The 22,302-nt window shown below is 65.5% G+C and carries 18 protein-coding genes; 10 read left to right on the forward strand and 8 right to left on the reverse strand.

Annotated elements, in window-relative coordinates; all coding sequences use genetic code 11:
• Positions 1 to 192: 192 nt before the first annotated feature.
• Positions 193 to 1,617, forward strand: a complete 1,425-nt coding sequence (glnA, locus tag ABIB26_RS12270; RefSeq protein ID WP_354243211.1) for a type I glutamate--ammonia ligase — start codon at positions 193 to 195, stop codon at positions 1,615 to 1,617.
• 163 nt (positions 1,618 to 1,780) lie between these two features.
• On the opposite strand, the gene ABIB26_RS12275 is transcribed toward glnA, so the two are convergent.
• On the reverse strand, positions 1,781 to 2,614 hold the full coding sequence (locus tag ABIB26_RS12275) for an oxidoreductase dimerization domain-containing protein (RefSeq protein WP_354243314.1): 834 nt from the start codon (positions 2,612 to 2,614) through the stop codon (positions 1,781 to 1,783).
• Between ABIB26_RS12275 and ABIB26_RS12280 the strand changes: the two genes are divergently transcribed.
• Positions 2,504 to 3,022: an acetylxylan esterase gene (locus ABIB26_RS12280; RefSeq protein WP_354243214.1), complete on the forward strand. Its 519-nt coding sequence runs from the start codon at positions 2,504 to 2,506 to the stop codon at positions 3,020 to 3,022. The two genes, ABIB26_RS12275 and ABIB26_RS12280, sit on opposite strands and share 111 nt — an antisense overlap.
• Here ABIB26_RS12280 and gdhA read toward each other — a convergent pair.
• The 3 genes from gdhA to ABIB26_RS12295 form a co-directional block, all read right to left on the reverse strand.
• A complete protein-coding gene (gene gdhA, locus ABIB26_RS12285) occupies positions 3,015 to 4,352 on the reverse strand; it encodes an NADP-specific glutamate dehydrogenase (RefSeq protein WP_354243216.1) in 1,338 nt (445 codons plus the stop codon). The two genes, ABIB26_RS12280 and gdhA, sit on opposite strands and share 8 nt — an antisense overlap.
• 154 nt (positions 4,353 to 4,506) lie before the next feature.
• On the reverse strand, positions 4,507 to 5,496 hold the full coding sequence (locus ABIB26_RS12290; RefSeq protein ID WP_354243219.1) for a polysaccharide deacetylase family protein: 990 nt from the start codon (positions 5,494 to 5,496) through the stop codon (positions 4,507 to 4,509).
• Positions 5,497 to 5,512: 16 nt separating this feature from the next.
• Entirely contained in the window at positions 5,513 to 7,030 is a 1,518-nt protein-coding gene (locus ABIB26_RS12295; RefSeq protein WP_354243221.1) for a purine-cytosine permease family protein, read from the reverse strand.
• Between the two features lie 124 nt (positions 7,031 to 7,154).
• Between ABIB26_RS12295 and ABIB26_RS12300 the strand changes: the two genes are divergently transcribed.
• Positions 7,155 to 8,702 carry a PucR family transcriptional regulator gene (locus ABIB26_RS12300; RefSeq protein ID WP_354243224.1) on the forward strand — a complete coding sequence of 516 codons (1,548 nt, stop codon included), beginning with the start codon at positions 7,155 to 7,157 and terminating at the stop codon, positions 8,700 to 8,702.
• A 3-nt stretch (positions 8,703 to 8,705) separates the two neighbouring features.
• Here ABIB26_RS12300 and ABIB26_RS12305 read toward each other — a convergent pair whose 3' ends face one another.
• The 4 genes from ABIB26_RS12305 to ABIB26_RS12320 form a co-directional block, all read right to left on the reverse strand.
• Entirely contained in the window at positions 8,706 to 9,530 is an 825-nt protein-coding gene (locus ABIB26_RS12305; protein ID WP_354243227.1) for an IclR family transcriptional regulator, read from the reverse strand.
• Positions 9,531 to 9,612: 82 nt separating this feature from the next.
• The gene (locus ABIB26_RS12310) at positions 9,613 to 10,869 is read right to left on the reverse strand and encodes an aminopeptidase P family protein (RefSeq protein ID WP_354243231.1); all 1,257 of its coding nucleotides are present in this window, start codon (positions 10,867 to 10,869) and stop codon (positions 9,613 to 9,615) included.
• A 57-nt stretch (positions 10,870 to 10,926) separates the two neighbouring features.
• Positions 10,927 to 12,282 (reverse strand): MFS transporter, encoded by a 1,356-nt coding sequence (locus tag ABIB26_RS12315; RefSeq protein WP_354243233.1) that lies wholly within the window; start codon positions 12,280 to 12,282, stop codon positions 10,927 to 10,929.
• Positions 12,283 to 12,668: 386 nt separating this feature from the next.
• Complete coding sequence (locus ABIB26_RS12320; RefSeq protein ID WP_354243235.1) at positions 12,669 to 13,358, reverse strand: GntR family transcriptional regulator; 690 nt, start codon at positions 13,356 to 13,358, stop codon at positions 12,669 to 12,671.
• A gap of 157 nt (positions 13,359 to 13,515) precedes the next feature.
• Here ABIB26_RS12320 and glyA point away from each other — a divergent pair, with 157 nt between their 5' ends.
• The 7 genes from glyA to purU are packed head-to-tail and all read left to right on the forward strand — an operon-like array spanning position 13,516 to position 22,269.
• The gene (gene glyA / locus ABIB26_RS12325) at positions 13,516 to 14,826 is read left to right on the forward strand and encodes a serine hydroxymethyltransferase (RefSeq protein ID WP_354243317.1); all 1,311 of its coding nucleotides are present in this window, start codon (positions 13,516 to 13,518) and stop codon (positions 14,824 to 14,826) included.
• Positions 14,823 to 16,043 carry a sarcosine oxidase subunit beta family protein gene (locus ABIB26_RS12330; protein ID WP_354243237.1) on the forward strand — a complete coding sequence of 407 codons (1,221 nt, stop codon included), beginning with the start codon at positions 14,823 to 14,825 and terminating at the stop codon, positions 16,041 to 16,043. The genes glyA and ABIB26_RS12330 overlap by 4 nt, the downstream gene beginning before the upstream one ends.
• A 14-nt stretch (positions 16,044 to 16,057) precedes the next feature.
• Entirely contained in the window at positions 16,058 to 16,384 is a 327-nt protein-coding gene (locus ABIB26_RS12335) for a sarcosine oxidase subunit delta (protein ID WP_354243239.1), read from the forward strand.
• Entirely contained in the window at positions 16,384 to 19,356 is a 2,973-nt protein-coding gene (locus ABIB26_RS12340) for a 2Fe-2S iron-sulfur cluster-binding protein (protein WP_354243241.1), read from the forward strand. Before ABIB26_RS12335 ends, ABIB26_RS12340 begins: the two co-directional genes overlap by 1 nt.
• Positions 19,349 to 19,984, forward strand: coding sequence for a sarcosine oxidase subunit gamma (locus ABIB26_RS12345; RefSeq protein ID WP_354243244.1), 636 nt, complete (start codon positions 19,349 to 19,351; stop codon positions 19,982 to 19,984). The genes ABIB26_RS12340 and ABIB26_RS12345 overlap by 8 nt, the downstream gene beginning before the upstream one ends.
• Positions 19,984 to 21,357, forward strand: coding sequence for an L-serine ammonia-lyase (locus ABIB26_RS12350; RefSeq protein ID WP_354243246.1), 1,374 nt, complete (start codon positions 19,984 to 19,986; stop codon positions 21,355 to 21,357). The genes ABIB26_RS12345 and ABIB26_RS12350 overlap by 1 nt, the downstream gene beginning before the upstream one ends.
• Before the next feature lie 3 nt (positions 21,358 to 21,360).
• Positions 21,361 to 22,269: a formyltetrahydrofolate deformylase gene (gene purU, locus ABIB26_RS12355; RefSeq protein ID WP_354243249.1), complete on the forward strand. Its 909-nt coding sequence runs from the start codon at positions 21,361 to 21,363 to the stop codon at positions 22,267 to 22,269.
• Positions 22,270 to 22,302 lie beyond the last annotated feature (33 nt).

Here is a 22,302-nt window from a genome sequence, read left to right on the forward strand (position 1 = left end):
CGTTTACCTGTCAGGGCATTCTGTAACCTGCCCGAAACAAAGCGGACACCATGGGGAAATCCCGTGTCCTTAGGGTGGTAACAGTTGCTGGCGGCATAGGAGCGGGGCAAACCTTTGTGTTTACCCCGCTGTCGGACTGCGCTGGACCACATGGCCTGACGGCCAGATCTTTCACATGCATAAGGAGCATAGATGTTCAAGACTGCGGACGAAGTCCTCAAGTTCATCAAAGACGAAGAGGTGAAATTCGTCGATATCCGCTTCACGGACCTTCCCGGCGTTCAGCAGCACTTCAACGTGCCCGCCAAGAGCGTTGACGCGGACTTCTTCGTCAACGGCCAGCTTTTCGACGGATCGTCCATCCGCGGCTTCCAGGGCATCGCCGAGTCGGACATGCAGCTCATCCCGGACGTCACGACGGCGTTCCTCGACACGTTCCGCCTGGAGAAGACCCTCGCGTTGAACTTCTCGATCGTGAACCCGCGCACCGGCGATCCGTACCACCGTGATCCCCGGGGTGTGGCCGAGAAGGCTGAGGCCTACCTGGCTTCCACCGGCATCGCCGACACCGCTTTCTTTGCGCCGGAGGCAGAGTTTTTCGTCTTCGACAACGTCCAGTACGAATCCTCCCCGCAGGGCAGCTTCTACAAGATCGATTCCGAGGAAGCCCACTGGAACACGGGCCGCGCGGAAGAGGGCGGAAACCTCGGCTACAAGACGCCGATCAAGGGCGGCTACTTCCCGGTCTCCCCGACCGACAAGCAGGCTGACCTCCGCGATGCCATGTGTATCGCCCTCGATGAGGCAGGCCTTGAGGTCGAGCGCAGCCACCACGAGGTCGGGTCCGCCGGCCAGGCCGAGATCAACTACAAGTTCACCACCCTGACCCACGCGGCTGATGACCTGCAGAAGTTCAAGTACGTCATCAAGAACACCGCCGAAGCCTGGGGCAAGTCGGTCACCTTCATGCCGAAGCCGGTCTTCGGCGACAACGGCTCGGGCATGCACTGCCACCAGTCGCTGTGGACCGGTGGCGAGCCGCTGTTCTACGACGAAAAGGGCTACGCCGGGCTTTCCGACATGGCCCGCTGGTACATCGGCGGCCTGCTGAAGCACTCCTCGGCTGTCCTCGCCTTCACCAACCCGACGGTGAACTCCTACCGCCGCCTGGTCAAGGGCTTCGAAGCGCCGGTCAACATGGTCTACTCGCAGGGCAACCGCTCCGCCGGTATCCGTATCCCGATCACGGGTTCCAACCCGAAGGCCAAGCGCATCGAGTTCCGCGCCCCGGACCCCTCCTCGAACCCGTACCTGGCCTTCGCTGCCCAGCTGATGGCCGGCATCGACGGCATCCGCAACCGCATTGAACCGCCCGCTCCAATCGACAAGGACCTTTACGAGCTCCCCGCCGAGGAAGCCAAGGACATCCCCAAGGCTCCCGGCACGCTCGAGGAGGCCCTGGATGCCCTGGTGGAGGACAACGAGTTCCTGCAGGCCGGCGGCGTCTTCACACAGGACCTGATCGACACCTGGATCGAGTACAAGTACGAGAACGAGATCCGTCCGCTCTCGCTGCGCCCGAACCCGTACGAGTTCGAGCTGTACTACGGCGTCTAGCACTACGGCGTCTAGCTAGATCGCAGGGCTGACCCGGGTTCAGTCCGCAGAGAGTCCGCACGAGCTGCCAGCACTTCCGCAACGGCAGCTCGTGCGGACTCTTCTTTGTCTGGCCACATATGTCCGTAGACATCAAGCGTCGTCTTCGTTGAGGTGGGCCCGCTCATTCTTCGAGATAGGCCGGTGTGAACAGCAGGGTCAGCCCTTCGGCGATGGTGGGGTGGGTAACGATGGCGTCCCGGACTGTCGTGTATTCCAGTCCGGCCAGCATCGCCATCTGGACCACGGCGATCGCTTCGCTGGCTTCTGCCCCCAGCAGGGCAGCACCCAGGATTCTGTTGGTCTCGCGGTCGATGACCGCCTTCCAGGTGCCTTCCAGATGACCGATCGTCCGGGCCCGCGGGATGGCGGTTACCGGCATTTTCGCGATGCGTATGTTGTGGCCGGCGTCACGGGCCTGCTGCTCGCTGAGGCCCACGCGGCCGAGCTCCGGGGTGGTGAAGACGGAATAGGGAATGAGCCGACCTTTGGTGCTTCGTGGCTTTCCGCCGCCATTGCCGGCAGTCAGGTTGGTCTTCAGTACGCGGTAGTCATCATCGTAGGACGCGTGGGTGAACTGGGGGGTGCCTGCGGCGTCCCCGGCCGCCCACACGCCTTCAGCGCCCGTGTGGAGGTATTCGTCAACTTTGATGAAACCATGGTCCGTGAGTTCCACGCCGGCTGCTTCCAGGTTCACACCATCGGTCACCGGCCGGCGGCCCACGGCCACCAGAATGTCATCGGCAGTTACGGTGTCGCCGGAAGCGACCGTGACGGTGACTGTTCCGTCGCCGGACCGCGCGATTTTTTCGGCCTGGACTCTAACCGAAGCGTGATGCCGGCATCCATGCTGGCGGGCCTGAGCCAGGGAGGCGGCTTGGCCATCGCGGCCGCCGGACTGGCGGCCGGGCGCCTGGACGGCATTCTGTGCACCATGGCCGACGTGCCGTTCCTGCAGGACTTTCCCCGCGCGATCGACATCGCCCCGCGCGGCCCGTACCCGGAGATTGCCAGCTTCCTGGCGCGCCATCGGGACCGCTACGAGCCCGCGCTTGCGGTCCTGAACTACTTCGACGGCGTCCATCTGGGCCGGCGCGCCACCGGGCCCGCGCTGTTCTCGGTGGCGCAGATGGACGATGCCTGCCCGCCGTCAACGGTCTTTGCCGCGTTCAACGCCTATGGCGCGGTGCGGCAGCAGCCCCGCAGGCTGTTCCTGCCAAGGCCATCGAGGTCTACCGCTTTAACAACCACGAGGGCGGGCAGGAACACCACTGGGTCAGCCAGCTCCGATCCGTGGCTGCTTTACTCGCCGGCAAGGATTACTGTCCGGCTAGGGCAACGGTTGGTCCGGAAGCCAGCTAGATAAGTCCTTGGGCGAGCATCGCGTCGGCTACCTTGACGAAGCCGCCGATGTTGGCGCCGAGAACGTAGTTGCCCGGGTCGCCGTACTCTTCGGCGGTGGCCGCGCAGCGGTCGTGAATGCCGACCATGATCTCCGTGAGCCGTTCCTCGGTGTGGGCGAAGGTCCAGGAATCGCGGCTGGCGTTCTGCTGCATCTCCAGCGCTGAGGTCGCCACGCCGCCGGCATTGGCGGCCTTTCCCGGGCCGAACAGCACGCCGGAGTCCTGGAAGACGGAGACCGCGTCACGGGTGGAGGGCATGTTGGCGCCCTCCCCCACGGCAACGAGTCCGTTGCGCACCAGCCGGGCGGCAGCGTCGCCGTCGAGCTCGTTCTGCGTGGCACACGGCAGCGCCACGGTGGCATCGACGTCCCAGACCGAGCCGCCCGCAACGTAGGAGACGGCGGAGCGTCGGGCCTCATAGTCCTTGAGGCGTCCGCGTTCCACCTCCTTGATCTGGCGGAGGAGGCCGACGTCGATTCCGGCCTCGTCCACAATGTAGCCGGAGGAATCGGAGCAGGCCACTACGCTGGCGCCGAGTGACTGGGCCTTGGCGATCGCGTTGATGGCCACGTTGCCGGAGCCGGAGACCACCACCCGCTGGCCGTCGAAGGACTGCCCTCGGGTCTTGAGCATTTCCCCGGTGAAGATCACCGTGCCGTAGCCGGTCGCTTCAGGCCGCACCAGCGAACCGCCCCAGGAAATGCCCTTGCCGGTCAGGACACCGGATTCGTAGCGGTTGGTGATGCGTTTGTACTGCCCGAAGAGGTAGCCGATTTCGCGTCCGCCGACGCCGATGTCGCCGGCGGGGACGTCGGTGTACTCGCCGATGTGGCGGTAAAGCTCGGTCATGAAGGACTGGCAGAAGCGCATGACCTCGGCGTCGGAGCGTCCGCGGGGATCGAAGTCGGAGCCGCCCTTGCCGCCGCCGATCGGCATGCCGGTCAAGGCATTCTTGAAGATCTGCTCGAAGCCCAGGAACTTCACGATGCCCAGGTAGACGGAAGGGTGGAACCGCAGGCCACCCTTGTAGGGTCCCAGCGCCGAGTTGAACTCGACCCGGAATCCGCGGTTGATCTGGAAACGGCCGGCGTCGTCGACCCACGGCACCCGGAAGATGATCTGCCGCTCAGGTTCGCAGAGCCGCTCGAGGATGGCGCCCTCCAGGAACTCGGGGTGGCGGTCGTGGACAGGTCCGAGGCTTTCGAAGACCTCGGTCACCGCCTGGTGGAACTCACCTTCACCCGGATTCCGGGCCAGCACCGTGTCCCGGATAGCTTCCAGCCGTGCGTCCATTGAAACTCCCTAACCTTGGCGCCCGTCATCGGGCGCAACAAACAAGCCTTTCCATCGTTGCACCGGGCCGGAGGGAATTTCCAATGGAGCACTGACGGGCGCTCCGTATGACGCGGGCTCCCACTTGCGAGAGTCGCAAGGGGACCACGGGCGGCTATCGGACCGTATTCCGCTCGAGATCTCCGATTCGGCCGGGGGCAGGCCGGTCCTGTTGACGTTTTGTGGCCGGCGTGAACTGTGCGCCGGTGTCGGGGAATTCGGGTACGGCAATGCGGGCGTGGCTGTGGATTTCCTGGACGGATTCACGGGTGTGTTCGGCGATCTCTGCCATGGTGGTGACCCACATGCCGTCCATGGATTTGACCTGGTCTATCAGCTGTTCCAAGGCCACCGCCTTGGACGGCCGACCGGAGATGAACGGGTGGTTGGTCAGGACGAAGCAGCTCCCCGCGGCGTGGTGCGCTTCGGCCTCCAGCGTCCACATCTCGAGGACTTTGGCTGGGCTTTCGATGACTCCGCTGCCGGTCACGCCCGGGTAGAAGGCGTACTGTTCCCAGTCGTCCAGTGCCCAGTCGACGGGGATCTCCACCAGGTCGCGGGGGTCTCCCTCGGCAACGCTGAAGCGATAGGGGGCATCGCCGTCGAGCAGGCTTGAGTCATAGACGAAACCGCGGTCTGCGAGCAGCGTTGCGGAGTGCCAGTTGAGCTCCCACCATGGTGCGCGGTAGCCGGTGGGCCGGATGCCTGCGGCCTTGGCCAGGGCATCGAGGCCCCGGTCGAGATACCGCGCCTCCGTCGCTGCGTCGATGCCCTGCATGGGTTCGTGCAGGTATCCGTGGTGGGCGATCTCGTGGCCGCCGTCCGCTATCCGGCGGACAACATCCGGGTAGCATTCCGCGGTGAAACCCGGGATGAAGAACGTCGCCCTGATGTCCTGGCGCCGGAGGATCTGCAGGAGCCGGGGAACGGCCACCTTGGGCCCGTACGACTGGTGCGTCATGAGCGACATGCGCCTGGTGCTTTGCGGGTTATGGGCGATGGTGCAGGACTCGGCATCCACGTCGAAGGTGAAGGACGCTGCCGCGCGGTGGCCTTCGGGCCAGACGATGGGATGGGCGGTGTCAGGGAAGGCGGGAAAGTTCATCGTATTGGTCTCCTGGCTAGAAGCCGGCTGGGGCGGTTGTGGTGGCGGAGAGGTCGGTGGTCCCGGCGGGGGCTGATTCGTGGGCGGTTTCGGTGTCGCGGCTCAGGTGCAGGTGGCGGCGGTGGAACCGCGGCCCCATGATGGCATAGGCCGCGGCGCTGGACAGTCCCCCGGCGAGCCAGGACAGATCCCATCCGCCCAGGGCGACGGCGATGGGTCCCTGCATCGCGGGCACCAGCCCGTACATGAACAGCCAGGTGGCGAAAATGCCGATCAGCAGGGAGGCGATGCCTGCCGGGTTCACGGCCGGCAGGCGCTTGGTGCCTACCGCGTCGAACAGCCGGGACGGGTCGCCGGGCCAGCGCTTCTCGATCCAGAAGTAGTGCACCAGCATGACCCCGCCCCAGGCGGCCACCCAGGCGACCAGGCCGATCAGCCACGCGTCCAGTACCGAGGCGAAATCCTCCTGGAAGATGAAGAAGACCACGGCTGCGAGGGAGAAGACGCCGACGAAGAGGTTCAGTTTGCGCCTGGTGATGGAGATGTCCAGTGCCTGGGTGGCCACGGAGAAGGTGTAGATGTTCAGGATGTTGGTGGCGATGGGGCCGTGCAGCACCATCAGCAGCACAGGGAGGGCCAGCGCGCCAAAGTTTTGGACGATGAGTTTGCCGGGGTCGATTTCGCCGGTGTTGGTGGCCAGGCTGGCCCCCAGGATGCCCAGCCAGACGACGGGGAGGAACTGGCCCAGGACCGATGCGAGGTAGACCTTGCGCTTGGGGACTTCGGTGCTGACGAAGCGGGAGTAGTCGGCGGCATAGGTGAACCAGGTGATGCCCCAGCCGATGCCGATGGCCGTCATGACTGCGCTCATCGCGGCGATGCGGTCCGAGCCTTCCAGGATATTGCCGGCCGGGCCGGCGTAGGACCAGTTGATCTTCATGCCGAACCAGGCGACGGCGGACATCACTGCGAGGATGATGATAGTCGGCGGGACCGTCCACTTTTCGAACGCGGCGATCGCCTTGTAGCCGAACCAGGCAATGGCCACCTGCGCGGCCATGATGACGGTGGCGACACCGATCTTCCACGCATAGTTGTGGGCCTCCGGGTCAACCCATCCCAGGGTTCCGAACAGCGCCATGACCAGATCCAGGATGATCCAGGTGTTGACCGCGCACCAGCCGATCACCAGAAGGGCCTGGATGCCGGCCGGCAGGTAGTTTCCGCGCCGGCCAAAGGCCGCGCGGGCCAGCACCATGCCGGTCGCTCCGGTCTTTTGGCCCAGCAGGACAAAGAGCCCGAAGAGCAGCATGCCGATGAGGTTACCCAGCACCAGCACGGTGACCGTGTCCGCAAATCCCAGGCCGAGTTGGATGCCGAGGGCGCCGAGCACCCAGTTGATCGGGGCGAGGTTGGCGCCGGCCCAGATCCAGAACTGGCCTGAGACTTTGCGGGTCCGCTGTGATTCGGGGATGGGCTGGAGCCAGGCTTCGTGGTCTTCGCCGGCCGCCGGCGCGGGGCTGGCAGAAACCATTAGTGGTTTTTCAGGCATTGGTGCCTCCGTGAGTGAGTGGGGTACGTCAAGATTATGTGGCGCAGGCCACATCCGGCTATATAGAATGTGTCTAGTTAATGCTTGTTCTATGCGACGGAGTGTCATGCCGATACGTCTTCAAGATGTCCTCAACCACCCGACGCTGGCGGCCGCTGATCCCGTAGTCCGGGCAGGGGCCGATGCCGCCGCCACGGCCCAGCTTCGGTGGATCCATTCCAGTGAAGTTTTGGACATCGCTCCCCTACTGGACGGCGGGGAGCTTCTGCTGACGGGAGGGGAAGCCCTCGCTCTCGCGTCCGAGGAGCGCCGGATCAATTACGTCCGCCAACTGGCAGAGCGGGGCGTGGCAGCCTTGGCCATCGAAACCGGCGTCGCCCTTCCTTTGCTCCCGTCCTCGATGGTGTCGGCTGCCGAAGCAGCCGGCCTTCCGCTGATCGAGCTTCGGAGGGTGGTGCCGTTTGTCGGTGTGATGCAGGCCATCAACTCGATGCTGGTCAGCGAGTCGGTTGCCCATTTGCGGCGGGCGGACGAGGCCAGCCATGCGATGGCCGTTGAGCTGGCGCACGGCGGCAGCCTGGACCGGATTCTTGCCGTGCTGGCCGGTATCACCCATGCCGACGTGACCCTGGCTTCCATCACGGGCGTGACCCTGGCCAGTGCGACGTCGGCGCACGCCGAGGCCGCAGACGCGGCCGGCAGCTTCACCCCCTCGCCGCAAGAACAAGCCCGTTTGATCCACATCGACGTGCCGGTGCGCGGAATCCTTGCGGCACAGCTGTTGCTCCGGGTTCCGGCGGACGAGGATGAGAACCTTGCGCGGACGGCCGGGAAACGCTCCGTGGACATCCTGGCCCTGGCAATGCTGCAGCGGATGTCGCCGGGGCTGCGGGAGGTTGCAGGAGCTGCGTTGATCCGCGCGGTCGATTCAGGCAGCCAGCCTTGGCGGCTTCAGCAGTTGGCGTCCGCGGCCGGAATTCCGGCCTCCGCCCCGCTCGTGGCTGTGGTGGTCCGGTCGGATATCTCACAACAGCTGCGGACGTCGGTGGAGCAGCTTCTGGCCCGGGCAGCACAGTCCCACGCCACCTACGTTGACAACGCCGAGCTTCTCGCAGTAGCCGGCCTGGCCGGCGATGCTCCGGAGGAAGGCCGGCAGAGACTCCTGACGGACTTACTGAAGCTTCCGGCCACAGCAAGCACGCTCGCCGCCGTGGGGCCCTTGGTGGCCGGAATTTCGGACGCCCCGTGGTCGCTGTCCGAGGCCAAGCTCACCCTGGAATTGGCGGCCTCCCAGGAGCAATCCCATCCGGTAAGCGGCGGTGCGCACCCTGCCGTGGTCGACGCCGAGGCATTCGCAGTGGAACGTCTCGCCACCCAATCGCTGGACTCCGACGAACGACGCCACTTCGTGCGCCAGCAACTGGGCGCGCTCCTGGACCACGATGCACAACGCAATTCGCGGCTGCTCGACACGCTGGCAACGTGGTTGGATTGCGGATGCAACACCGCCCACGCAGCCAGAGACCTCCACGTGGAACGGCAGTCCATGCACCAACGGCTGCGGCGGATCTTCGAGTTGTGCGGCGGTGACCCCCGGAACACCGGCCGGCTGGCGGCATTGCATTTGGCCACTCGGCTGGCCAGACTCGACTGAGCCCTAGCTTTGGCCTTGCTCTGAGCTCCTGGGCGGACGTCCGCCGAGACGAGTGGTGATCTGGTGCGCAGCAGCGGCGCACGCCTCGCCCAGACTCTGCAGCCGCTCGCGGGAAACTCGAAACCGGGGGGCCGGGATGAGGACGGCGGCCACGATATCGCCGCGGTGGTCATGGACGGGCGCGGCCACGCCGACTTCGTCGATGGATGATTCACCGTAGTTGATAGCCCACCCGCGGCCGGTCACATCCTTGAGCTTGATCTGGTAGCCGTCAAGGCCGGCATCATCCAGCCCCGGGTAGGTGATGGCCCCGCTGCGCAGCAGGGCACGGACACGTTCGGCGGGCTCGGCGGAGAGGAAGACCTGCACGGACGCGCTCATGGCGTCCTTGTACCGGGCTCCCAGCGGGGTGGTGTGTTTGATCTGCTGGTGGCTGGCGATCTGTTCCACGCACATTGACTCGACGCCGTTCCACACCATCAGTGCGCTCGTTTCGCCGGTCTGTTCGGTGAGTTCCCGCAGGACCGGGTAGGCCACGCGCCGTTCCTCGAGTTCCGCAAGCAACGGGCCGGCCACCGCGATCAGCCCCAGGCCCAGGCGGAAACGGCGCGTTTCCAGGTCCCGTTCCACGAGGTGTTCCTGTTCGAAGGTGGAAAGGATCCGGGAAACGGTACTTTTGTGCAGGCCGACACGGTTGGCGATCTCGGTGACTCCGAGCAGCGGTTCATCGGCGGTGAACGTCCGCAGAACGGCGATGGCGTTGACGATGACGGAGGTGCCCTTGGTGTCGCCGTTTCCGTTGGTCTCGGGAGATTCTGCTGGGGTCATGGTGTTTACCATCATTCCGCATGGGGGCCGAAAAGCGGCGCCACGTTGGACGTGGCGCCGCTTTTTGGCGGGCCAGGGGCGGTCAGGCGCCCACGATGTTGTATTCCGGGCCGAAGGGGAACTTCGTGATGTTCTCGGCTCCGTCGTCACCGACCACCAGGATGTCGTGCTCACGGTAGCCGCCGGCGCCCGGCTGGCCGTCCAGGACGGTGATCATCGGTTCCATGGAGACAACCATGCCCGGTTCCAGCACGGTGTCGATGTCCTCGCGGAGCTCGAGTCCGGCTTCCCGGCCGTAGTAGTGGCTGAGGACGCCGAAGGAGTGTCCGTAGCCGAAGGTCCGGTTGGCCAGCAGTCCGTGGCCCACGTAGATCTCGTTCAGCTCGGCGGCGATGTCCTTGCAGACGGCTCCCGGCTTGATGAGTTCGAGGCCGCGCTTGTGGACTTCAACGTTGATGTTCCACAGCTCCAGGGAGCGGGCGTCGGGTTCACCATAGAACAGGGTGCGTTCCAGGGCGGTGTAGTAGCCGGAGGTCATGGGGAAGCAGTTCAGGGACAGGATGTCGTGTTCCTGGATTTTCCGGGTGGTGGCCCAGTTGTGGGCGCCGTCGGTGTTGATGCCGGACTGGAACCAGACCCAGGTGTCGCGGATTTCCGAGTCCGGGAAGGTCCGGGCGATTTCGTGGACCATGGCTTCGGTACCGATCAGGGCGACCTCGTATTCGGTGATCCCGGCGGTGATGGCGTTGCGGATGGCTTCGCCGCCCAGGTCGCCGATGCGGGCTCCGTGCTTGATGACCTCGATCTCTTCGGCCGATTTGATCATCCGCTGGCGCATGGCCGCCTGCGCCACGTCCACCAGGGTGGCCGATTCAAAGGCGGCCTGGATCTTGTTGCGGTTATCCAGCGGGATCGAATCATCTTCGACGCCGAGCCGGCGGGGGTTGATGCCGCGGGTGCGGAGCGCCTCCTGGATGGCGAAGATGTAGTTGTCCCGGCGCCAGTCCGTGTAGACCACGTTGTCGCCGTAGCTGCGGCGCCACGGCATGCCGGCGTCGATGTTGGCCGTGACGGTCACGGTGTCGTCCTTGGTGACCACCATGGCGTAGGAGCGGCCGAAGTAGGTGAACAGGAAGTCGGAGTAGTACTTGATGGAGTGGTAGCTCGTCAGGACGACGGCGTCCAGGTTCTTCTCCGCCATGATGCGGCGCAGACCGGACAGCCGGCGCTCAAACTCGGCATCGGAGAACGTGAGGCTGACCTTCTCGCCGTTGTTCAGGACCTTGAGGCGGTCCAGCTTCGTGACGTCATTGACTGCTTCGATTTCGGTGCTGGTCATGGTGGTGGTGCCTTTCTTCGGTGATTTCTTGATCGGGAAATTTTGGAGCTCGCCGGACTATTCGTGGCGCAGCGGTTCTTTGCAGGTTTCGCGGGAGAGGGCGACGGCAACCAGGGAGATGACAGCGGCGCCCACCAAGTACCAGGCCGGAGCCAGATCGTTGGCAGTGGCCGCTATCAGCAGGGTGGCCATGAAAGGAGCCGTGCCGCCGAAGAGCGCGTTGGAGAGGTTGAAGCTGACCGCGAAGCCGCTGTAGCGGACGCGGGTGGGGAACATTTCCGCCAGGAAGCTCGGCAGTGTGCCGTCATTGAGGGTGAGCATGGCGCCCAGCAGGATCTGGACGAGGACGATCACCAGGAAGTTCCCGGTGCCCAGCAGCGCGAAGGCGGGCACCGTCAGCACGATGAAGGTGATGGATGCTGCGATGAGCACCTTCTTCCGGCCGTAGCGGTCTGAGAGCATTCCGGTGAGGAAGATGAACCCGATGTACGTCACCAGCGCGATGGTGGTTGCCAGGAACGATTCGGTTTTTCCGAGGCCCAGTTCCGAGGACAGGTACGTGGGCATGTAGCTGAGGATCACGTAGAAGCCGACGGCGTTGAGCAGCACTGCTCCGACCGCCCTCAGCAGTAGCCGCCAGTGGTTGCGGAACAGGCTGAAGACGGGCGCGTTAATGGCCTCGTCCTCCGCCGCGAGCTCGCGGAACACCGGGGTGTCTTCGAGCTTTGTTCGGATGTAGCGTCCGATTAGTCCCATCGGGGCGGCCAGCAGGAACGGCAGGCGCCAACCCCAGCTTTGCATTGCCTCGGAACTGAGCAGGACTGTCAGCAGGCCCGCAATCAGGGAGCCGAGGAGCAGGCCAGCGGCGGTGCTGGCGGGAACCACCGCGGCGTACAGGCCGCGCTTGTTGGCCGGGGCGTACTCCACCAGGAAGGCCGACGCTCCGGCGTATTCACCGGAGGCGGAGAAGCCCTGCGCGACCCTGACGACCAGAAGCAGGATCGGAGCCCAGATGCCGATCGTGTTGTATCCGGGGATCAGTGCGATGCAGAAGGTCGCCCCGGACATGATCAGGATTGACAGGGAGAGTGCGGTCCGCCGGCCGACCTTGTCGCCGATATGGCCCCAGACGAAACCGCCGAGCGGCCGCACCAGGAACGATATTGCGAACAGGGCGAAAGTCAGCAGAAGCCCGGTCTGGGAGCTGGATTCGGGGAAGAAGACCACGGCGATGGTTGCGGCCAGATAGCCGTAAACGGCGTAGTCGAACCATTCGACGAAGTTGCCGATGAAACTGGCAGCGATGACTCTGCGGCGGGTGTCCTTGCTGATGCCGTCGCCGTTGACGGGTGCGGGCTGGCCGCCGAGCGGCGATGACGCCGATGCAGCCGTGGAAGTTGTTTCGTTACTCATATGTCCACCAATGAATTTTGGGGTTGCAATGAACGCAACGCTGTTGCACCAGACTAGGAGTGATGCGGACCATAGTCAATGGTTTTTTGGTGGGGGCAGTAAATATCTGCGCGGTGGAAGCTGTGAGGACGGTTAAGACTGGCCGCTAGTCAGGCAAGATGATCCCGTACCGCCGAAGTCATTCGGGTTGCGATAGACACAACACCGTTGCAGAACAGGGCAGTTGTCCTGACGGATCCGGAGGAATTGACAGCCGAACAGGAGAGGCCAGTGCGCTGGCGGCACGGAACGGGGTTGAGGCCATCGTCGTGGAGCAGACTCCCAGTCCACGCCAGGTGAAACACACAGCTGGGATCGTTCCTGCTCGGCCATCAGACAAGCACGCGCTAAAGCACGCTGCGGACGGCCTGCTCAAAACTGCTGACGTGCGCCAGAGCCAGCTGACCGGCGCGGTCCGCATCCCCGTCGGCAATTGCTTCCAGTAACTCCACATGTTCGGTGATGTGCCCCGTCACGGAGGGCACCTTGTCCAGGACGAGGCACCAGATCCGGGTGGCCAGGTTGTCGTAGCGGATCAAGGTGTCTTCCAGGTGGGGATTGCCCGCGGCGCGGTAGATCAGGCGATGCACGGTGAGGTCGTAGCGCATGAGCTCGCGCATGATGTCATCGCGCTTGTCCGCGGGCTTGGCATCGATGGCGCCGATGGTGCGGGCCACGTTGCGGAGTTCCGCGCGCATGTCTGGGCTGGCGTTGGTTGCGGCACGGCGGGCCGCCAGTGGTTCCAATAGCTCACGGACATCCGAGACGTCGGCAAGTTCGGTGATGTCCACGGTCGTGGCGAACGTTCCCCTGCGGGGATAGGAGACCACCAGGTGGTCGCTTTCCAGCCGCTTCAACGCCTCCCGCACGGGAGTGCGGCCAATGCCGAGTTCGGCGGCCAGCTGGCCGTCATTGATGGCCTCGCCCGGCCGGATCTCAAGCATTATGAGCCTGTCCCTCAGATGCCGGTAAGCCCGCTCGGCCAGCGACAAGTCCGGATTTCCCGCGACGGGCTGATTCTCCAGCGTCAAGGTCATCGGGGCTCCTTATTTCTGGCCCGGTAGGGCATTCGACTGGGACAAACGCCGCTATTGACGTGCTGTGATGTTCAACATACTATTGCACCACAGCTAATATATCAGTTATAGATCAGTTGTTGATCAGCCCGCGGGCAGACTTTTCAAAGGAGAGATGATGCTGGAAGCACTCACAGGTTCCCTCGCCGAGGTGGACGCCGACGTTGCCGCCGCCATAAACGCTGAATTGGAACGCCAGCAGTCCACCCTGGAGATGATCGCGTCCGAGAATTTCGCACCTGCCGCGGTCATGGAGGCGCAGGGCTCGGTCCTCACGAACAAGTACGCGGAGGGCTACCCGGGCAAGCGGTACTACGGCGGCTGCGAACACGTGGACGTGATTGAACAGCTGGCCATCGACCGGGTCAAGGCACTGTTCGGCGCGGAAGCCGCGAACGTGCAGCCCCATTCGGGCGCCCAGGCCAACGCCGCGGCGATGTTCGCGCTGCTGGATCCGGGCGACACCATCATGGGCCTGGATCTGGCCCACGGCGGCCACCTGACCCACGGCATGAAGATCAACTTCTCCGGCAAGCTGTACAACGTGGTCCCGTACCATGTGCGCGAATCCGACATGACCGTGGACATGGCCGAGGTGGAGGCTCTGGCGCTGGAACACCGGCCCAGGCTGATCGTGGCCGGTTGGTCCGCCTACACGCGCCAGCTCGACTTTGCGGAGTTCCGCCGGATCGCGGACCTCGTGGGCGCCTACCTCATGGTGGATATGGCCCACTTTGCAGGCCTGGTGGCCGCGGGACTGCACCCGAACCCGGTGCCGTACGCCGACGTCGTCACCACCACCACGCACAAGACCCTGGGCGGCCCGCGCGGAGGCGTCATCCTCAGCCGCGAGTCCCTGGCACGCAAGATCAACTCCGCCGTTTTCCCCGGCCAGCAGGGCGGACCGCTGGAACACGTCATCGCCGCAAAGGCCGTGTCGTTCAAGATCGCCGCAACCGCTGAGTTCAAGGACCGGCAGGAACGCACCCTGGAAGGGGCCAAGATCCTGGCCGAGCGCCTGCTTGCACCGGACGTCGCCGAATACGGGATCTCCGTGGTGGGCGGCGGCACCGACGTCCACCTGGTCCTGGTGGACCTGCGCAACTCCGAACTGGACGGGCAGCAGGGCGAGGACCGCCTGCACCGGATCGGCATCACCGTGAACCGCAACGCCGTCCCCTTTGACCCCCGCCCGCCGATGGTCTCCTCCGGACTCCGCATCGGCACCCCGGCATTGGCAACCCGCGGCTTCGGCGCGGCCGAATTCACCGAGGTTGCCGACATTATCGCCGAGGCCATCAAGGGCGACCTCAGCGAAGAGTCCGCCGTGCTGCTCCGCGACCGGGTCACGGTCCTGGCCGAGAAATTCCCGCTTTACCCGAATCTTTCCGGCAACGCCGGAACCACCCCGAACGGAGCAGGACAATGAGCACGGACCAGCTTCCGGAGCACCCGGACTTCCTCTGGCGCAATCCCGAGCCCAAGTCCTCCTATGACGCCGTGATTGTGGGCGGCGGCGGCCACGGACTGGCCACGGCCTACTACCTGGCCAAGAACCACGGGATGACCAACATCGCCATCCTGGAAAAAGGCTGGCTCGCGGGCGGGAACATGGCCCGGAACACCACCATCATCCGCTCCAACTACCTCTGGGACGAGAGCGCTGCGATCTACGAGCACGCCCTCAAGCTCTGGGAGATCCTGCCGGAAGAACTCGAGTACGACTTCCTGTTCAGCCAGCGCGGGGTGATGAACCTGGCCCATACCCTGGGTGACGTCCGCGAGAGCGTCCGCCGGGTCGGGGCCAACAAGCTCAACGGCGTGGACGCGGAGTGGCTGGACCCGCAGCAGGTCAAGGAACTCTGCCCCATCCTGAACATCAGCGACAACATCCGCTACCCGGTGATGGGCGCCACGTACCAGCCCCGTGCCGGCATCGCCAAGCACGACCACGTCGCCTGGGCGTTCGCCCGCAAATGCGATGAACTCGGCGTGGACATCATCCAGAACTGCGAGGTCACCGGCTTCCTGAAGGACGGGAACCGCGTCGTGGGCGTGAAGACCAACCGCGGCACCATCCACACCGAAAAGGTCGGCCTCTGCGCGGCCGGACACAGCTCGGTGCTCGCGGAGATGGCCGGCTTCCGGCTGCCCATCCAGTCCCACCCCCTCCAGGCCCTGGTGTCCGAACTCCACGAACCCGTCCACCCCACCGTGGTCATGTCCAACCACGTCCACGTCTACGTCTCCCAGGCGCACAAGGGCGAACTAGTCATGGGCGCCGGCGTGGATTCCTACAACGGCTACGGCCAGCGCGGATCCTTCCATGTGATCGAGCACCAGATGGCGGCCGCCGTCGAACTCTTCCCGATCTTTGCCCGTGCCCATGTGCTCCGGACCTGGGGCGGGATTGTGGACACCACCCTCGATGCCTCCCCCATCGTCGGCACCACCCCGGTGGAGAACATGTTCGTCAACTGCGGCTGGGGAACCGGCGGATTCAAGGGAACCCCGGCGGCCGGCCTGACGTTCGCGCACACCATCGCCACCGGTACCCCGCACAAACTCAACAAGCCCTTTGCACTCGAGCGCTTCGAAACGGGCGCCCTGATCGATGAACACGGCGCCGCCGCCGTGGCCCACTAGAAAGAGGTAAGGACATGCTCCTGATCCCCTGCCCCAACTGCGGCCCCCGGGACGAAACCGAATTCCACTACGGCGGCCAGGCCCACATTGCCTACCCGGAAAACCCGGCAGAGCTCACCGACCGCGAATGGGCCGAGTACCTCTTCTACCGCGACAACACCAAGGGCGCCTTCGCCGAACGCTGGCTGCACAGCACCGGATGCCGGCAATGGTTCAACATGCTCCGCGACACCGTCACCTATGACATCCAGGCCGTGTACCCGATGGGCCAGCTCCGCCCCGCCACGGGAACCACAGCCCCCACAGTCAGCAGCCCCGTTTCCCCGGAAGGAGCAATCTAATGACCGCTCAGCCGCAGCCCGCGCGCCTCGCCGCCGGCGGACGCATTGACCGCACCATCTCCTGGCGCTTCACCGTGGACGGCGAGGAATTCACCGGACACCCCGGCGACACGCTCGCCTCCGCCCTGCTCGCCAACGGCCGGATCAACGCGGGCAACTCGCTCTACGAGGACCGGCCGCGCGGCATCATGTCCGCCGGGGTGGAGGAAGCCAACGCACTGGTCAGGATCGAAGCACGGTTCCCTGGCCACGTGGCCGAGTCCATGCTCCCCGCCACCACCGTCACCCTCGTGGACGGTCTGAAGGCGGACCTGCTCAACGGCCTGGGCCGCCTGGACCCTGAGGATGACCGGGCCGAATACGACAAGAAGTACGTGCACACCGACGTCCTGGTGATCGGCGGTGGCCCCTCCGGCCTGGCCGCCGCCCGCGAAGCGGTCCGCACCGGTGCCCGCGTGATCCTGATGGACGACCAGCCAGAACTGGGCGGCACGCTGCTGTCCGGGTCCGCCGACCCGGCCCTCGTGGAGACGATCGAGGGCAGGCCGGCCCTGGAATGGGTGGCTGACGTGGAGGCCGAACTCGTGTCCGGTGCCGAATGCACCGTCCTGAACCGCACGACGGCGTTCGGCGCCTACGATGCCAACTACGTCATCGCGGTCCAGAACCGCACGGATCACCTGTCCAGCCCGGCCGCCCCCGGCGTTTCCCGGCAGCGGATCTGGCACATCCGCGCCGCACAGGTGGTGCTGGCCCCCGGCGCGCACGAACGGCCGCTCGTCTTCGAAAACAACGACCGCCCCGGCATCATGCTCGCCTCAGCCGTCCGCAGCTACCTCAACCGCTACGCCGTCGCCGCCGGGCAGCGCGTGGTCATCAGCACCACCAACGACAGCGCCTACGCCCTCGCCGCGGACCTGCGCGCCGCCGGCGTCAAGGTCCAGGCTGTGGTGGACGCTCGTCCCGCGCTGACCGAGGTGGCGGCTGCCGCCGTCGAAGCCGGCACGCGGGTGCTGATCGGCAGCGCCGTGGCCGCCACCGCCGCCGGAACAAACACAGCCGACGGACGCCTTGACGGCGTCACCGTCCGCAGCATCAACGACGACGGCGAACTCACCTCCGGCGTCGAGGAGATCGCCTGCGATCTCCTGGCAGTCTCCGGCGGCTGGAGCCCGCTGGTCCACCTCCACTCGCAGCGGCAGGGCAAACTCCGCTGGGACGAGGACCTGGCGGCCTTTGTGCCAAGCACCGTGGTACCGAACCAGCAGACCATCGGCTCCGGCCGGGGCAGCTTCGAACTTCGGGACTGCCTCGCCGAGGGCATCTCCGCCGGAGCGGCGGCCGCCATCGCGGCGGGCTTCGAATCCGCCGTCGAGCCTTCCCGGTTCGGCGAGCCGAAGGCCTCAGCCCCGACCCGGCAGCTCTGGCTGGTCCCCGGGCAGGCCGGCACGCCGGACGACTGGCACCACCACTTTGTGGACTTCCAGCGCGACCAGTCGGTGGCCGACGTCCTGCGCTCCACCGGCGCCGGCATGCGCTCGGTGGAGCACATCAAGCGCTACACCTCCATCAGCACCGCCAACGACCAGGGCAAGACCTCCGGCGTGAACGCGATCGGCGTCATCGCCGCCGCCCTCCGGCAGGCCGGCGAAGCACCTCCCGCCGATGGCACACACAGTATCGGCGACATCGGCACCACCACCTACCGGGCGCCGTTCACCCCGGTGGCGTTCGCGGCCCTCGCCGGACGCCAGCGCGGCGAACTGTTCGACCCCGCCCGCGTCACGTCCATCAACCCGTGGCACGTCGCGCAGGGGGCGCGGTTCGAGGATGTGGGGCAGTGGAAGCGGCCCTGGTACTACCCGCAGGCCGGGGAGGACATGGACACGGCCGTGCTCCGGGAGTGCGCCGCCGTCCGCGAATCCGTGGGCTTCATGGACGCCACCACCCTCGGCAAGATCGAAATCCGGGGCAAGGACGCGGGCGAGTTCCTGAACCGGATCTACACCAACGCGTTCAAGAAGCTGGCACCGGGCTCGGCCCGCTACGGCGTGATGTGCATGGCGGACGGCATGATTTTCGACGACGGCGTGACGCTGCGCCTCGCTGAGGACCGGTACTTCATGACCACCACCACCGGCGGCGCCGCGAAGGTGCTGGACTGGCTGGAGGAATGGCTGCAGACCGAATGGCCGGAGCTGGATGTGCACTGCACCTCCGTGACCGAGCAGTGGACCACCATTGCCGTCGTCGGGCCTAAATCCCGGGCGGTGCTCGCCAAACTGGCACCGGAGCTGGCAGCGGACGGCGGGCTGGAAGCAGAAAACTTCCCGTTCATGACCTTCCGCGAAACCACCCTCGCCTCCGGCGTCCAGGCCCGGGTCTGCCGGATCTCGTTCTCCGGCGAACTGGCCTACGAAATCAACGTACCCTCCTGGTACGGACTGAACACCTGGGAAGCAGTAGCCGCCGCAGGCGCCGAATTCCACATCACCCCCTACGGCACCGAAACCATGCACGTGCTCCGGGCCGAGAAGGGCTACCCGATCGTCGGCCAGGACACCGACGGCACGGTCACCCCGCAGGACGCCGGGATGGAATGGGTGGTGTCGAAGGCCAAGGACTTCATCGGCAAGCGCTCCTACGCCCGGGCCGACGCCCAGCGCGGGGACCGCAAGCACCTGGTCAGCGTGCTGCCCGTGGACGGGACGCTGCGGCTGCCCGAAGGCACCCAACTCGTAGAGAAGGGGATCCCCACGAACCCCGCCTACGGCCCGGTTCCCATGCAGGGCTTCGTGACCTCGAGCTACCACAGCGCCGCGCTGGGCAGGTCCTTCGCGCTGGCACTGATCAAGAATGGCCGCAACCGCATCGGCGAGACCCTGGTGGCCGCCGCCGGCGACCAACTGGTGGACGTTGTCGTCGCAGAAACCGTACTTTTTGACCCCGAAGGGACCCGCAAAGATGGCTAACACAGCAGCACTCGACGGCATTAACGGACTGCGGGACATCCGCCGCAGCCCCGCCTCCCACCTGGCCGCGGCCCTGGAGGCTGGCTCCGTCCCGGGGAAGGTTGTCCTGCAGGAGGGCCCGTTCCAGACCATGGCGGGCGTCCGCGTGGACCCCCGCTCCGAGGAAGGTTCGCGGATCGCCGCCGTGGCCGGCGGCCTGCCGGCACGCTGTGGCGACGTGGGCGGCACGGACCGCGTCAGCGTCCTCTGGCTGGGACCCGCCGAGTTCCTGGTGGTGGCACCCGAAGAGGCCCACGATTCCCTGGGCGGTGACCTCATCGGCTCCCTCGTGGCCGCGCTGGGCGACGCGCCGGGCCAAGTAGTGGACCTCTCGGCGAACCGCACCACGTTTGAACTCACCGGCCCGCGCGCCCGGGCGGTCCTGGAAAAGGGCTGCGCCCTGGACCTGCACCCGCGCAGCTTCACCCCGGGAACAGCCCTGGCCACCGAGGTGGGCAACATCCCGGTCATCCTGCAGAGGACCGGGGAGGAAAGCTTCCGGCTCTTCCCCCGCGCCTCGTTCGCGGACTTCCTGGGCCGGTGGCTCCTGGACGCCATGAGGGAGTTCGCTTCCCCCGAGGTGCCCTGATGGCGCTCAGCGCCCTGGACCTATTCTCGGTTGGCATCGGGCCGTCGTCGTCGCACACGGTGGGCCCGATGCGGGCGGCAAAGCTGTTCGCCGACGGCCTCAAAGGCGGCGGACTCCTGAGCTCCACCACCCGTGTGCAAGCCGAGCTGTTCGGCTCGCTGGGTGCCACCGGCCGGGGCCACGGCTCAGATAAGGCCGTGGTGCTGGGCCTGCAGGGGCTGGATCCGGAGACGGTGGACACCTCCACCGCCGACGACCAGGTGGCCGCCGCCGCGCTCGATGCCGAACTCAGGATCTGCGGGGACCACCGTGTGGACTTCAACTGGGACGAGGACGTGGTGCTGCACCGGCGCAAGTCCCTGCCCGCCCACCCCAACGGCATGACGTTCCGCGCCCTGGACCACGCCGGGGCCGTCCTCAGCGAACGGAGCTTCTATTCCATCGGCGGCGGCTTTGTGGTGGATGGGGATGCCGACGCCGGCGACCGCGTGGTGGCCGACGCCACCGTGCTCCCCTATCCCTTCACCACGGCCGACGAACTCCTGGCGATCTGCAGCCGCGAAAGCATGTCCATCTCCGACGTGATGCTCGCCAACGAGCTGGTGTGGCGCAGCGAAGCGGAACTCCGCGAAAAGCTGCTGGGACTCTGGGCGGTGATGCGCGAATGCGTGGACAACGGCTGCGCCGCGGAAGGGATCCTTCCGGGCGGCCTGAACGTCAGGCGCCGGGCGCCGTCGTTATTCCGCACGCTGACCGCTGACACCGGCGTCACCGACCCCTTCCGCGCCATGGAATGGGTGAACCTGTTCGCACTCGCGGTCAACGAGGAAAACGCCGCCGGCGGGCGCATTGTCACCGCCCCCACGAACGGCGCGGCGGGCATCGTGCCTGCTGTCCTGCACTACTACGTCAAGTTTGTTCCGGGAGCCGACGACGACGGTGTGGTCCGCTTCCTGCTGGCGGCGGCCGCCGTCGGGATTCTGTTCAAGATCAACGCCTCCATCTCCGGCGCCGAAGTGGGCTGCCAGGGCGAGGTGGGTTCGGCCTGCTCCATGGCGGCGGCCGGGCTGTGTGAGGTCCTCGGCGGCACGCCGGAGCAAGTGGAAAACGCCGCCGAAGTGGGGATCGAACACAACCTCGGGCTGACCTGCGATCCGGTGGGCGGCCTGGTGCAGATCCCCTGCATTGAACGGAACGCGATCGCCAGCGTGAAGGCCATCAACGCCGCGCGGCTGTCCCTGCACGGGGACGGCAGCCACAAGGTGTCACTGGACAAGGCCATCAAAACCATGCGTGAGACAGGAGCGGACATGAAAACCAAATACAAGGAGACCTCCCGCGGGGGCCTCGCCGTAAACGTGATCGAGTGCTGAGCCATGACTGCCATCGAGACTGAAACTTCCCTTCCACAGCCCGTCACCACCGTGGAACACGTCCTGACGCTCGATTGCCCGGAAACACGGGGAATCGTCCACGCCGTGTCCGGATTTCTGATGGAACAAGGCTGCGACATCCTGGAAAGCAAGCAATTCGACTCACAGGCGGACGGCCATTTCTTCATGCGCATCCACTTTGCTTCGGACGGAGACTCGGCCGGCGAACCTGCCATCACTGATACGCTCCGGAATGCCTTCGGGCCCGTAGCCCAACAATTCGGCATGCAGTGGCAACTGCGCGCACACGGGACGAAACGCCGGGTCTTGATCATGGTCTCCAAATTCGAGCACTGCCTCAACGATCTGCTGTTCCGCGCCCGCATCGGTGAACTGCCCATCGATATTGTCGGAGTCGTCTCGAACCATCCGGATCACCGAGGGATCGTGGAATGGCACGGCATCCCCTTCTTTCATGTGCCCGTCACGGCACACACCAAGGCAGCGGCCGAAGAACGCCTCCTGGCGCTCGTCGACCGGTTGGATGTCGAACTTGTGGTGCTGGCCCGGTATATGCAGGTCCTCAGCGACAAACTGACCCGCCGTCTGGATGGCCGGGCCATCAACATCCATCACTCTTTCCTGCCCAGCTTCAAGGGTGCAAAGCCCTATCACCAGGCGCACACCCGCGGCGTGAAGACTGTCGGCGCCACCGCCCACTACGTGAATGCCGAACTGGACGAAGGGCCCATCATCTCCCAGCAGGTGGTGGAGGTGGACCACACCTTCGGGCCCGACGATCTCGTGGCCGCCGGACGGGACACCGAGTGCAAGGCGCTGTCCAACGCCGTCCGCTGGCATTGTGAGGGACGCGTCTTCCTCCAGGGCAACCGGACCGTCGTCCTGCGCTAGATGCTGCGGTAGCTACAGTCCGTGTCCGCCCAG

The organism is Arthrobacter sp. UYEF20, assembly GCF_040546335.1.
Classification (GTDB): Bacteria; Actinomycetota; Actinomycetes; order Actinomycetales; family Micrococcaceae; genus Arthrobacter.

Coding starts and splice junctions, on each gene's coding strand:
- gdhA (WP_354243216.1), bottom strand. CDS start 4,352: ATGGACGCACGGCTGGAAGCTATCCGGGACACGGTGCTGGCCCGGAAT.
- purU (WP_354243249.1), top strand. CDS start 21,361: ATGACTGCCATCGAGACTGAAACTTCCCTTCCACAGCCCGTCACCACC.
- ABIB26_RS12295 (WP_354243221.1), bottom strand. CDS start 7,030: ATGGTTTCTGCCAGCCCCGCGCCGGCGGCCGGCGAAGACCACGAAGCC.
- ABIB26_RS12280 (WP_354243214.1), top strand. CDS start 2,504: ATGCTGGCGGGCCTGAGCCAGGGAGGCGGCTTGGCCATCGCGGCCGCC.
- ABIB26_RS12340 (WP_354243241.1), top strand. CDS start 16,384: ATGACCGCTCAGCCGCAGCCCGCGCGCCTCGCCGCCGGCGGACGCATT.
- ABIB26_RS12350 (WP_354243246.1), top strand. CDS start 19,984: ATGGCGCTCAGCGCCCTGGACCTATTCTCGGTTGGCATCGGGCCGTCG.
- ABIB26_RS12320 (WP_354243235.1), bottom strand. CDS start 13,358: ATGACCTTGACGCTGGAGAATCAGCCCGTCGCGGGAAATCCGGACTTG.
- ABIB26_RS12300 (WP_354243224.1), top strand. CDS start 7,155: ATGCCGATACGTCTTCAAGATGTCCTCAACCACCCGACGCTGGCGGCC.
- ABIB26_RS12330 (WP_354243237.1), top strand. CDS start 14,823: ATGAGCACGGACCAGCTTCCGGAGCACCCGGACTTCCTCTGGCGCAAT.
- glyA (WP_354243317.1), top strand. CDS start 13,516: ATGCTGGAAGCACTCACAGGTTCCCTCGCCGAGGTGGACGCCGACGTT.
- glnA (WP_354243211.1), top strand. CDS start 193: ATGTTCAAGACTGCGGACGAAGTCCTCAAGTTCATCAAAGACGAAGAG.
- ABIB26_RS12290 (WP_354243219.1), bottom strand. CDS start 5,496: ATGAACTTTCCCGCCTTCCCTGACACCGCCCATCCCATCGTCTGGCCC.
- ABIB26_RS12335 (WP_354243239.1), top strand. CDS start 16,058: ATGCTCCTGATCCCCTGCCCCAACTGCGGCCCCCGGGACGAAACCGAA.
- ABIB26_RS12315 (WP_354243233.1), bottom strand. CDS start 12,282: ATGAGTAACGAAACAACTTCCACGGCTGCATCGGCGTCATCGCCGCTC.
- ABIB26_RS12305 (WP_354243227.1), bottom strand. CDS start 9,530: ATGACCCCAGCAGAATCTCCCGAGACCAACGGAAACGGCGACACCAAG.
- ABIB26_RS12310 (WP_354243231.1), bottom strand. CDS start 10,869: ATGACCAGCACCGAAATCGAAGCAGTCAATGACGTCACGAAGCTGGAC.
- ABIB26_RS12345 (WP_354243244.1), top strand. CDS start 19,349: ATGGCTAACACAGCAGCACTCGACGGCATTAACGGACTGCGGGACATC.